This is a genomic window from Bacillus sp. GMs2/2 (assembly GCF_050172095.1).
Taxonomy (GTDB): Bacteria; Bacillota; Bacilli; order Bacillales; family Bacillaceae_G; genus Bacillus_A; species Bacillus_A cereus.
Map to the genome: position 1 here is coordinate 1 of NZ_JBNLYE010000166.1, position 8916 is coordinate 8916.

Genomic DNA, 8916 nt, shown 5'->3' on the forward strand with positions numbered 1-8916 from the left:
CCTCCCCCCGTTGAGCGGTCCTCCAAGAAAAAGCCAAACTTAAAGACCGGGGGGTATCTAAGAAACTAACTCAAAGTAGGTTTCAATAAAATCCAAAATAAAAAAGACTTCCTCACTAGAAATCTTTAGAATGTCTGTTGTAAATATTAAATTCTCTTCTTTTTGTAACCTTTCTCTAACATCAGTAAGTTTAAGTCGCTTGCACTTCCTTGAGTTCACACAGTCTCTTATTTGGCAGTAACGCCAGTAAGAATACTTTCGGAACTGATTAAGCATGTCGCGTTCATATGACGTACGCTCGTCCTTCTCAGCGTATTGAATCATTAAGTCCGTATCAAATGTCCAACTACCATCCACAATTATCATAGTTACCACCGTTCTTCACTAAAGAATTTAGGTTTACTACTACTGATCATCTTATCCTTACCATCAGCAATGTTATGACAACGAACACAAAGGTATTCAAGGTTGTCTAAGTCTAAGGCAAGATGCGGATGCGTCTTAACTGGTTTGATATGGTTCACATCCATCTTCATCTTACGTCCACGTTTATCAAGCGTATCCCGTGTCGTCACCTTCCCTTTCTGTTTGCAATGCTCACATTCATTCTTAGCTCGTTGAATTGCTTTTAATCGCAAAGCTCTCCACTCTTTAGACTTATAAAATTTCATAAGCTGATCTTCTTTTATAAGTTGGATAAGGTACTCTGTTCTCATTACCTCACTCCTATTTCGATTCCTGTATTTCTGTTAGCACTTCTAACTCCTCAACAATCCAAGTTCTTTTTGGATAAGTGACTGGTGGTAAAGAAACATGCTTAGTAGTTTTTGTTACCTTATAATCTTTCCCAAGCTCATCTAGTGCATCAATAATCTTTAACAACTTTTCTTTATCCTCAATCCTTGTTATATACATTCGTGTCCCCCCTTATCTTTCTCTAACAAATCATCCAACAACTTATTGATTAAACTAGTTATAGCTTCTTCTTTCTCTTCAAGTGTTGCATTCTCTTGTAATTCATCTAATACTTTGATTACATCTGGCAATCGTTCTAATCCAACATGCTGTTTTATTTTCTTTCTACTACGAAGAGCATGAAGGATTATACCAATGGTCATTGCTTTTTCTAGTTTATTAAAATCCATTTGCATTTACTTTCACTCTCTTAAGCATCGTTTCATGAACTTTTTTAGCCAACTTTTCCGCATCAACTTCACGAGACTTTTTCAATAACTCTTCAATACCTTCCGCTAACAGGTACTGTTCCATTTTCTTTGACAAAACAATATCTGAAGGAATTTCGTTATTCGTAACAATATTGATTAAAAACTCGTCCACTACATCATTTTCTTCAAGACTAAAATTCCCTAACATCAAATTAATTTCATGTCGTTTATCTTTTATTAAAAGTGCTAGTTGTTGAAGTTCTTTGTAAACCTCTTTCTTTTTATTATTAATAATGGTTTGTTCAATCATTCCTAATTTCTCTTCTGTCTTTTCTAATGGCGCAAATTTCATTGGCATTGTTGGGCCTCCACATCTAACACAACGTAATCCATCGGTATGCTTTGTAAGAATAACCGTTCTGCAATTTTCATCCATACATTCAATCATCGTTTTAAACTTCATCACTTATCCTCCTCCATAATTAAATGTTCCAGTCCTTGAACTGCTTTATCATCTAAACGAATATCCATCAATCCCAAAATCTTAATTACGTCTTCTAACGATTCGATTTTACTTGCATCAATCTTATGAGGATATCTCGGTCTAAGATAAATACTATCTTTCTTTTTCGTTATTAATTTCTGTTCATCCATATTTCATCCGCCTCCAAAATAAAAAGCACCCGAATGGATGCTTTCATATTAATTAATTATTTTTCTACGGTCCATCATCTACTTATTGTATAATACTGATAAAAGGGAGGTGGTTGCATGCATATCAAACACATCATTACAACAGTTTTTAAGAAACACGATATTCAAGATGAAAAGTTAGCCTTAGCTTTAAATGAAATTCTTGATGCTTATTATCATGAAATTAACACTCAATTAGATAAGGATGCAAAGAACAAACTCATTGGAATTGGAAAGGTTCCCCGATAGTTCCTGTATAGAGGTTGCCACATAGCGACCTCTACATCCTCTTAAAAATATTCTCAACTTCTTCAGGCGTAAGAACCCCCTTATCAATTAGTGTCGCGAACAAATGTGCCACAACACTTGTAAGAGATCCGGATTTTTTTTCATCACCTGTATTAACCTTTTTGTTTTCTGATACATTTATACTTTGGTTCATGCCACATCCTCCTTATTCATTAGTTACGGATTCACACTTTCATTGCCACCCAGATGAAGGTAGCATCATTATAATTATTCACCTTTAATTATCCCTGCTGTTATTTTATAATCGTCTACTATTTTCATTCTATCTTTCGAAAAACTAATATCTCCTACTTTAATTTCAACCAAATTTCCTGAGTCATTATGAATAAGTTCAACAAATTGAGGTTTTTCTTTCATGCGTCCACACCATCCTTCTTATTCATTTTTTATTGATTTGCACATTCATTACGGTAAATGAAGTTTTATTCTTCTCTCAGCTAACAACCACGACAGACACTCTCGGAAAACTTATCAGGTTCTCCTCATTCTGTCTACCTAGGATGTTGTTAGCTCAAAGAAGAGCAAAAGCTCTCCCTAATAACGTTATCATTCAACCATTACCATCTGCTGGTTTCGGATTTTATGTGCCGCTACTATGAAACCGTTTAAACAACATATATTATAAAGAAATTTTATGAGTTGTGTTTTCCGCCACTTCTCACAATACAAATATAACATGTTAAAAACCAAAACGTGTCCGTAAATAGTTCACAAATTGTCCGCGAATAGTTCACGTTTTTTATTTCTGCATTTTTTTACATCGTTTTCCATCCTCTTTTTGCATAGTTTTGAATAAATATGTTCTTTAATCCTTGAAAATGAATTAGCTATAATCTATATTGTGTTAAATTCACCTATTCAATTTAACCTTAGAACTATCAACCTCTTCTGCATTTTATAAAAATGAATTTGACACTTTCCGTTTTAAGCTAATTCAAAAAACATGTACAGGAACTTCATTCGAGCCTAACCAATTTTATATAAATTTGAATTGGCTCCATGATAAAAAGAGGATTAAGTATAAACTTTTTACTTAATCCTCTTTTTTCTTTATGTTTTAATTTTTTTAAAAGAAACAACTGTTCCTTTTCCTTTGTTCTCATCTAAATATCCAGCAGGTAAATTCACTATAGCCTCTACATCTGACTGGCATAACCTAACTTCCTCACACAATTGTTTCTTTGTCTTAACATGATTATCTATAATTAAATCAATCGCTTCTTTTAATAACAATGGTGATTCAATTTGCAATAAATCATCATATGGTTCATGAGTCCTCCAACCTTTTTTCGCTATTTGCTTCCATAAATAACTTGCTTGATAATCATTTATTATATTTAGCTCTCTTGAACGATATATCATAGCTTGTATAGAAATTTGCCATCTCTTTTTTAAAAGTAGATAATAATCTAAGTTATGACTAATAAGTTCCTCTGAAAAAGATCTAGCAGGCATTAGGAATGAAGATGCAAAATAGTTAGCCTCTTCCTCCATACGCTTATAAACTTCTTTTTTATTGAAGTCTTCTTTCTTTACATGTTTGTGTAATAAATAATGTCCTAATTCATGCGCTAAAGTAAACTTTATTCTTGAAGGAGTAGACCTTTCATTACCCACAAGTATAAAAAGTTTATTGTCAATCCACCTAGAACAAGCATCTATTGCAAAGTCCTCAGATTTTATCAGACTTACTACTATTCCATGCTTTTCAAATAAATGAGTAATATCTGAAATTGGCCCTTCATTTAAATTCCATTGCCTTCTTAATTCAGATGCTATATTTTCAATATCATTAAAATTTGTAGGCATAAAGTGTCCTTGATGCTGTATATTCGTATCTGGAAGATCAGATTCTGGAAATTCTAATATATCCTCCAAATAATCAAATACATTTATTAGCCATGAAATCTTGATTTCGTGAATTCTTTTTAACTTGGCTGTTGTATTAGCTTTACTTCTAAAATAAACAATTTCCTTTTCTGTTTGCCTATATCCATCTTCAAAAAAGTAATCATATGGAAGATTTAATATATTCATGATGCTTAATAGAACTTCAGCAGGTGGTATGGATTTACCATTCTCATATTTGGATAGAGCTTGATGCGTTCTTAATCCAATTCTTTCTGATAGTTCTCTTATTGTTAATCCTCTTGACTCACGTCCTTCTTTTAATTTCTCAGGACAAAAGGATCTATTTACGTTAATTCTTACCCCCATTTTCGTGCACTCCTTGAGCAAAATTTTTAAACCTAACTAATTGCTCTCTTGAAATTTCGTTCTTCTTTTTCTCTTCTTCTGATGTGCCAACTAGATGTAATTCTTTAGTAAGATCAATACAACTAAACCATTTCCCACTTCCATCAGGTACTCCTAAATTTACAAAATCAACGCTTCTATTAATTTGATGATGTGTAATCTCTAAATAACCAGGTTCTTCAAAAATTTCTTGTTTACCAAAATGATAAAAATACTGATTGTCTCTTTGCAACAAAGATCTGTACATCGCTTTTCGCGCTGTTTTATCTTTACTTTGCGCCCTATTTATCGTAATAACTACATTTTCCGTTTGTAATTCAACATGATACGCTGATTTGTTTTTATTAGGTACAATTTGAGTTGTAATCCCCTTAAGTATGCCCTTATTTGCCGCTTCATATAATGTAAACTGCGCAGCTATGTTGTCAAGATATCCTATATGCCTTTTTCCTAAACCCCATTGTAAAAATGAAATATCTTTTACAGAAGCATCCACTAGTTCATAAGCTTGCTGAACCAGCGGGACTATTTGCCTCCTAACTCCTTTAGAAATTTCTCTATCAATAAATTTCTTTACATTTAGTGGCACACCGATATCCATAATAAGCAACACCTCATCTTAATTTTAAGGTTCTACCCTTTGCAACTATATTACCCTTTTTCTGTTTTTTTGGCAACTAACTGACATAAATGCCGAGAATATAAAATTCACTTTTAAATACACTCTTAAATTTTAAATTTCCTCTGATAATCATTTAATGTATCTTGTTCAATTCCGATATACCTCAATGTTTCTTTTTGCTCTGTATGATTTAACATTTGCTGTAAAACGGCTACATCTCTAAACTGTTGATAATGATGATAGCCATACGTTTTACGTAAAGAATGTGTCCCAATACGTTCTAATCCAAACTCTTGCGCTGCTTGATTTAATATGACATAAGCCATTGCACGAGTAATCGGTTTATTCTTTCCATTTCTACTCTTCATCAAATATTCATTCTTCGGTTTTCCTTCTGTATAATTCCTGATAGCTCTCTTCAGTTCTGAAGGCATCTTCACATCTTTAATTTTTCTTGTTTTCTTTTCACGTATTACAATATTCCATCCCTCAACATCCCGGACACGCAAACGCAATATATCCGATATCCTGAAACCCGTATTAATACCAAGAAGAAACAGAATGTAGTTCCTCTCATTCTGTTTCTTATAGAACTCCTTTATTTCTTGTATGATTTCTTTATCTCGGATCGGCTGTACGATGTTCATACGATTTCTACCTCTTCAGTTTGCGACTTTTGTTTAAATACTTCTTTTCTCAAACTGAAGGCTAAACGTAATAAAGCTTTTCCTTTCACTTTATAATACGTAGTTCTACCTAATTTCACTTCATCCATGATATCTGGATCGTACCCTTTCTCTTCCTCCATATAATACATATATATAATTTGTCTTTCTCTTTTTGGTAGCCTGTTAACAGCCCTATGAATCCAATTCATAAATTTCAACCTAGCCATTTCATATTGCGCCCTCTCAATTGCTATGTTTTCGGTAGAACTGTTGAATTCATTTGTTACAGATGGAGGAACAATTGAATACGATGCAGTTACCTTGGGTAAAATGTCACTTGGCATTTGAGATAAATACATGCGATACCCCTCAAATACTTTTTCAACTTCATTTTTTGTCTCTTCTTCATCTAAAACAGGCATTTTAAATGATAATTGCTTATTCATAATAAATTCCTCCATTTTTATTATTTTTGTCTTAATGCTCCACGTCTGCGCTCATAACGTGGTCCATGAACTCCCATTAACTCTTCAATTTCACGAGTACTAAATTTCTCTTTTCGTTTTTTCTTGTCTGTCTTCTTCCCTTGTTTTGATTGCTTTTTCCATTCACGTAATTGATCTCTTAGTACCTTCATTTCTCCATCTCCCTTACAAAATAAGAAAGAGGACACCATTTCTTAAAACAGCTGAATTGCTGTTCTAAAAATCGGTGCCCTCTAGTTTTCTAGCCGGACTATATTTATTTCATGATGCTCGGATGTATAAAAAGATTTCTCCAAGCTTTATCTAGTCTTTCTTTCTCTTCTTTTTGTACAGCCTTTGTACGACGAGCGATTGCTTTTTTTAATTTCTTTTTCTTCATCTTAGTCAAACCCTTCACTCCTTCTATTTAAACACCCTTAATGTCCATTTTTGGGCGTTTTAATTAATTTGATACATTACATTCAAAAATAATAAATATGTGAATTGTACCTATTTATTAAGGTGACAAAAGGATTATTTTGTTCAGTTTTTCTTTATTTTTAGAAATTCAATACTACTATAAGGAATTAAAGTTCCATTACATTCAATAGCACCTTTCTTGGTATAATCCACTGTCTCCATTCGTTCCCACGCTTTTTGCATTTCCTGTTCAGTGTCAAATATCCACCCTAAACTTCTTCCGCTTTTAAGATTAATCTCAATCATTTACCTCTACCTCCTTATTAATATCGAAAAGAAATATAACTCAGATTTACCACACTAGTTACAAATGATTCGCTATAAAAATACTTTGGTTTAACATGAAACCTCTTGCAAAGCACTTGTATTTGATTAAATGTTGGGGTGATTCTTGATCGCTCTATCTCAATCAACTTATTAACATCAACATCTAACAATTCAGCACCTTGTCCTTGAGTCATTCCGAATAAATGCCGAAGTTCCGTTAACTTCTCCCCGTTAAAATTACTCAAAATATTTCAGTCCCTTCTGAATAAAACTCAATATCGCGTCAATACTGTAGACAACCCATTAAGTTACTTTCTCCTTGTTCCCCTTGGAGAACCGAGCAGTTAGCTTTTGCTAACTGTTCTTTTATTTTTCATCACCTTTTTTTATAAAGTGGCATACTTTGTATTGAACACTTTTCAATACACCTTCATAAGGCCTGCTTAAATGTTTTAAATTCACTCCGAGAAAGAGCACTGTTCGAAGGTGCTCTTTTTTAATTTTACACATCCGAATATTCCTTAACATTAAACACATACTATACATGGGCGATAAGCCAGAACTCTTTTAACCGTCCATGTATTCCTTCACTTCTTATCTGTATCGAGCAGTTAGCTTTTGCTAGCTGCTCTTTTATTGCTTGTCCACTCCAATCCATTCACTACCTTTAAAATCCCATCCTTGAATGTATAACTCTGCTCTATGATTATTTCTTATATTCTCTATACGCTGTATTCTTTCAATGGTTTCTCTCAAAGAATTTTGCAAACTTTGATACTCCGCTTCTAATTTCTCAATTTCTTTCGTATCTTTTTCAACATAACTCTTATAAGCTGCAACTCTTTCTTCTGGCCATCTTTTCATATCCATTCCCCTTTTCTACAAAATGAAATTTTCATATTAATCTTCATCATCTATTTGAATCAATCTGAGGCAATTCATGCTATTTTCACGTTTTTTCTCATACGATGGTGTTAGCATATACCTAAGCCAATCTAAGCTTTTATTTGTCCCTTTACTGATTTCTAAAATAGTTCCGTCTGTCAAAAACTGATCTCCTTTATAGAGAGCATATATACGTTCATTCCACGGAATTTTCATATCCATCCCCTTTTCTACTCAAATAGCGTTTTGTTTAAATATTTAAAATCTGTCCAATCGCAAATAATATAATTAGAATAATAATCATCAATCCTTCAATAGTGGATTTCATCTGTACTTCTCCCATCAAAATAAGGATTATATTTAGTTTGTTTTAGCAGTTTTATATTCAAAAAAACTGGAAGACTTTTTATGTTTATCACAAGCATATACATCTGTAGGAAGATGCTTCCTGCCTTGTGGATCTCTAGCGAATATAAAACCTTTGATTGTTGCATCATTTTTACATCCAACATAATTGCATTTCTCCACTTTCATTTCCCTCCAAAATAACTATTTTATTTAATTTTAATCTAACCATTTTTGAAGTCTTACAACTTCGTAAGGTTATTGTCATACTTTTAAATAGTAAAAAAATTAATGAGTCTATAAAATAAAAAATGTTAATTTACAAACTAGAACAACATACTCGAAAGGTGAAAATTCATGAAGAAAATTTTATTACACCCTTTATTTTTATCTTGTAGTATTATAATTCTTGTCCCATTTATCTGGGTTTATTTTGTTTTATGACAAGGTAGTTAGCCAGCGCTAGCTGCTTTTTTTCTGTAGAATAACGCTTTTATTTGATTTTTAAAACAAAATGATTAGTATCTTGATAATCTAATTTTTCTTGATCCATTGACTCCACTTTTTCTTCAATAATCTAATTTTTCTTGATCCATTGACTCCACTTTTTCTTCAACTAATCTTTGGAAATCATCACCGTTCGCATCTTTAGGCATTTCAACTTCAACAAGAGTTTTATACGTTTTCGTTACTTTCACTTCTACTTGATACTTTTCCATCTTTATCCCTCTCCATTTCTTAATAAAATTCAAATTTTATTT

General features: G+C 32.7%; 21 protein-coding genes. 1 reads left to right on the forward strand and 20 read right to left on the reverse strand.

Going from position 1 to position 8916, the window contains the following annotated elements; genetic code table 11:
• Positions 1 to 57: 57 nt before the first annotated feature.
• From ACQGS6_RS18270 to ACQGS6_RS18295, 6 genes are read right to left on the reverse strand one after another with little or no spacing between them, the layout of a single operon-like run.
• The gene (locus tag ACQGS6_RS18270) at positions 58 to 366 is read right to left on the reverse strand and encodes a hypothetical protein (RefSeq protein WP_426965385.1); all 309 of its coding nucleotides are present in this window, start codon (positions 364 to 366) and stop codon (positions 58 to 60) included.
• Positions 367 to 368: 2 nt separating this feature from the next.
• Positions 369 to 716, reverse strand: a complete 348-nt coding sequence (locus ACQGS6_RS18275) for an HNH endonuclease (RefSeq protein ID WP_426965386.1) — start codon at positions 714 to 716, stop codon at positions 369 to 371.
• Positions 717 to 726: 10 nt separating this feature from the next.
• Positions 727 to 915: a hypothetical protein gene (locus ACQGS6_RS18280; RefSeq protein WP_086410062.1), complete on the reverse strand. Its 189-nt coding sequence runs from the start codon at positions 913 to 915 to the stop codon at positions 727 to 729.
• Positions 906 to 1151, reverse strand: coding sequence for a hypothetical protein (locus ACQGS6_RS18285; RefSeq protein ID WP_426965387.1), 246 nt, complete (start codon positions 1149 to 1151; stop codon positions 906 to 908). The genes ACQGS6_RS18280 and ACQGS6_RS18285 overlap by 10 nt, the downstream gene beginning before the upstream one ends.
• Positions 1135 to 1629: a hypothetical protein gene (locus ACQGS6_RS18290; RefSeq protein ID WP_426965388.1), complete on the reverse strand. Its 495-nt coding sequence runs from the start codon at positions 1627 to 1629 to the stop codon at positions 1135 to 1137. Before ACQGS6_RS18290 ends, ACQGS6_RS18285 begins: the two co-directional genes overlap by 17 nt.
• Entirely contained in the window at positions 1629 to 1820 is a 192-nt protein-coding gene (locus ACQGS6_RS18295; protein WP_426965389.1) for a hypothetical protein, read from the reverse strand. Before ACQGS6_RS18295 ends, ACQGS6_RS18290 begins: the two co-directional genes overlap by 1 nt.
• Positions 1821 to 1937: 117 nt before the next feature.
• On the opposite strand from ACQGS6_RS18295, the gene ACQGS6_RS18300 reads away from it, so the two are divergent.
• Positions 1938 to 2108, forward strand: a complete 171-nt coding sequence (locus tag ACQGS6_RS18300) for a hypothetical protein (protein WP_426965390.1) — start codon at positions 1938 to 1940, stop codon at positions 2106 to 2108.
• Positions 2109 to 2139: 31 nt separating this feature from the next.
• On the opposite strand, the gene ACQGS6_RS18305 is transcribed toward ACQGS6_RS18300, so the two are convergent.
• The 14 genes from ACQGS6_RS18305 to ACQGS6_RS18370 all read right to left on the reverse strand — a co-directional run bounded on the left by ACQGS6_RS18305 (position 2140) and on the right by ACQGS6_RS18370 (position 8874).
• Entirely contained in the window at positions 2140 to 2301 is a 162-nt protein-coding gene (locus ACQGS6_RS18305; RefSeq protein ID WP_170924966.1) for a hypothetical protein, read from the reverse strand.
• 74 nt (positions 2302 to 2375) lie between these two features.
• Entirely contained in the window at positions 2376 to 2525 is a 150-nt protein-coding gene (locus tag ACQGS6_RS18310) for a hypothetical protein (RefSeq protein WP_426965391.1), read from the reverse strand.
• Positions 2526 to 3218: 693 nt separating this feature from the next.
• Positions 3219 to 4385 carry a helix-turn-helix domain-containing protein gene (locus ACQGS6_RS18315; protein WP_426965392.1) on the reverse strand — a complete coding sequence of 389 codons (1167 nt, stop codon included), beginning with the start codon at positions 4383 to 4385 and terminating at the stop codon, positions 3219 to 3221.
• Positions 4369 to 5025 carry a hypothetical protein gene (locus tag ACQGS6_RS18320; protein ID WP_426965393.1) on the reverse strand — a complete coding sequence of 219 codons (657 nt, stop codon included), beginning with the start codon at positions 5023 to 5025 and terminating at the stop codon, positions 4369 to 4371. Before ACQGS6_RS18320 ends, ACQGS6_RS18315 begins: the two co-directional genes overlap by 17 nt.
• A 125-nt stretch (positions 5026 to 5150) precedes the next feature.
• The gene (locus ACQGS6_RS18325) at positions 5151 to 5693 is read right to left on the reverse strand and encodes a tyrosine-type recombinase/integrase (protein ID WP_426965394.1); all 543 of its coding nucleotides are present in this window, start codon (positions 5691 to 5693) and stop codon (positions 5151 to 5153) included.
• Positions 5690 to 6160 (reverse strand): ArpU family phage packaging/lysis transcriptional regulator, encoded by a 471-nt coding sequence (locus ACQGS6_RS18330; protein WP_426965395.1) that lies wholly within the window; start codon positions 6158 to 6160, stop codon positions 5690 to 5692. Before ACQGS6_RS18330 ends, ACQGS6_RS18325 begins: the two co-directional genes overlap by 4 nt.
• Positions 6161 to 6180: 20 nt before the next feature.
• Entirely contained in the window at positions 6181 to 6351 is a 171-nt protein-coding gene (locus tag ACQGS6_RS18335; protein ID WP_098975881.1) for a hypothetical protein, read from the reverse strand.
• Positions 6352 to 6455: 104 nt separating this feature from the next.
• Positions 6456 to 6587, reverse strand: a complete 132-nt coding sequence (locus tag ACQGS6_RS18340; protein ID WP_140155652.1) for a DUF3983 domain-containing protein — start codon at positions 6585 to 6587, stop codon at positions 6456 to 6458.
• A gap of 134 nt (positions 6588 to 6721) precedes the next feature.
• A complete protein-coding gene (locus ACQGS6_RS18345; protein ID WP_033698097.1) occupies positions 6722 to 6904 on the reverse strand; it encodes a hypothetical protein in 183 nt (60 codons plus the stop codon).
• Between the two features lie 17 nt (positions 6905 to 6921).
• A complete protein-coding gene (locus ACQGS6_RS18350; protein WP_100651078.1) occupies positions 6922 to 7170 on the reverse strand; it encodes a helix-turn-helix transcriptional regulator in 249 nt (82 codons plus the stop codon).
• Positions 7171 to 7558: 388 nt separating this feature from the next.
• Positions 7559 to 7789: a hypothetical protein gene (locus ACQGS6_RS18355; protein ID WP_426965397.1), complete on the reverse strand. Its 231-nt coding sequence runs from the start codon at positions 7787 to 7789 to the stop codon at positions 7559 to 7561.
• 36 nt (positions 7790 to 7825) lie between these two features.
• On the reverse strand, positions 7826 to 8026 hold the full coding sequence (locus tag ACQGS6_RS18360) for a hypothetical protein (RefSeq protein ID WP_426965398.1): 201 nt from the start codon (positions 8024 to 8026) through the stop codon (positions 7826 to 7828).
• Between the two features lie 144 nt (positions 8027 to 8170).
• Positions 8171 to 8338, reverse strand: coding sequence for a hypothetical protein (locus tag ACQGS6_RS18365; protein ID WP_426965399.1), 168 nt, complete (start codon positions 8336 to 8338; stop codon positions 8171 to 8173).
• Positions 8339 to 8724: 386 nt separating this feature from the next.
• Entirely contained in the window at positions 8725 to 8874 is a 150-nt protein-coding gene (locus ACQGS6_RS18370) for a hypothetical protein (RefSeq protein WP_426965400.1), read from the reverse strand.
• Positions 8875 to 8916: the final 42 nt, after the last annotated feature.

Coding starts and splice junctions, on each gene's coding strand:
- ACQGS6_RS18270 (WP_426965385.1), bottom strand. CDS start 366: ATGATAATTGTGGATGGTAGTTGGACATTTGATACGGACTTAATGATT.
- ACQGS6_RS18275 (WP_426965386.1), bottom strand. CDS start 716: ATGAGAACAGAGTACCTTATCCAACTTATAAAAGAAGATCAGCTTATG.
- ACQGS6_RS18280 (WP_086410062.1), bottom strand. CDS start 915: ATGTATATAACAAGGATTGAGGATAAAGAAAAGTTGTTAAAGATTATT.
- ACQGS6_RS18285 (WP_426965387.1), bottom strand. CDS start 1,151: ATGCAAATGGATTTTAATAAACTAGAAAAAGCAATGACCATTGGTATA.
- ACQGS6_RS18290 (WP_426965388.1), bottom strand. CDS start 1,629: ATGAAGTTTAAAACGATGATTGAATGTATGGATGAAAATTGCAGAACG.
- ACQGS6_RS18295 (WP_426965389.1), bottom strand. CDS start 1,820: ATGGATGAACAGAAATTAATAACGAAAAAGAAAGATAGTATTTATCTT.
- ACQGS6_RS18300 (WP_426965390.1), top strand. CDS start 1,938: ATGCATATCAAACACATCATTACAACAGTTTTTAAGAAACACGATATT.
- ACQGS6_RS18305 (WP_170924966.1), bottom strand. CDS start 2,301: ATGAACCAAAGTATAAATGTATCAGAAAACAAAAAGGTTAATACAGGT.
- ACQGS6_RS18310 (WP_426965391.1), bottom strand. CDS start 2,525: ATGAAAGAAAAACCTCAATTTGTTGAACTTATTCATAATGACTCAGGA.
- ACQGS6_RS18315 (WP_426965392.1), bottom strand. CDS start 4,385: ATGGGGGTAAGAATTAACGTAAATAGATCCTTTTGTCCTGAGAAATTA.
- ACQGS6_RS18320 (WP_426965393.1), bottom strand. CDS start 5,025: ATGGATATCGGTGTGCCACTAAATGTAAAGAAATTTATTGATAGAGAA.
- ACQGS6_RS18325 (WP_426965394.1), bottom strand. CDS start 5,693: ATGAACATCGTACAGCCGATCCGAGATAAAGAAATCATACAAGAAATA.
- ACQGS6_RS18330 (WP_426965395.1), bottom strand. CDS start 6,160: ATGAATAAGCAATTATCATTTAAAATGCCTGTTTTAGATGAAGAAGAG.
- ACQGS6_RS18335 (WP_098975881.1), bottom strand. CDS start 6,351: ATGAAGGTACTAAGAGATCAATTACGTGAATGGAAAAAGCAATCAAAA.
- ACQGS6_RS18345 (WP_033698097.1), bottom strand. CDS start 6,904: ATGATTGAGATTAATCTTAAAAGCGGAAGAAGTTTAGGGTGGATATTT.
- ACQGS6_RS18355 (WP_426965397.1), bottom strand. CDS start 7,789: ATGAAAAGATGGCCAGAAGAAAGAGTTGCAGCTTATAAGAGTTATGTT.
- ACQGS6_RS18360 (WP_426965398.1), bottom strand. CDS start 8,026: ATGAAAATTCCGTGGAATGAACGTATATATGCTCTCTATAAAGGAGAT.
- ACQGS6_RS18370 (WP_426965400.1), bottom strand. CDS start 8,874: ATGGAAAAGTATCAAGTAGAAGTGAAAGTAACGAAAACGTATAAAACT.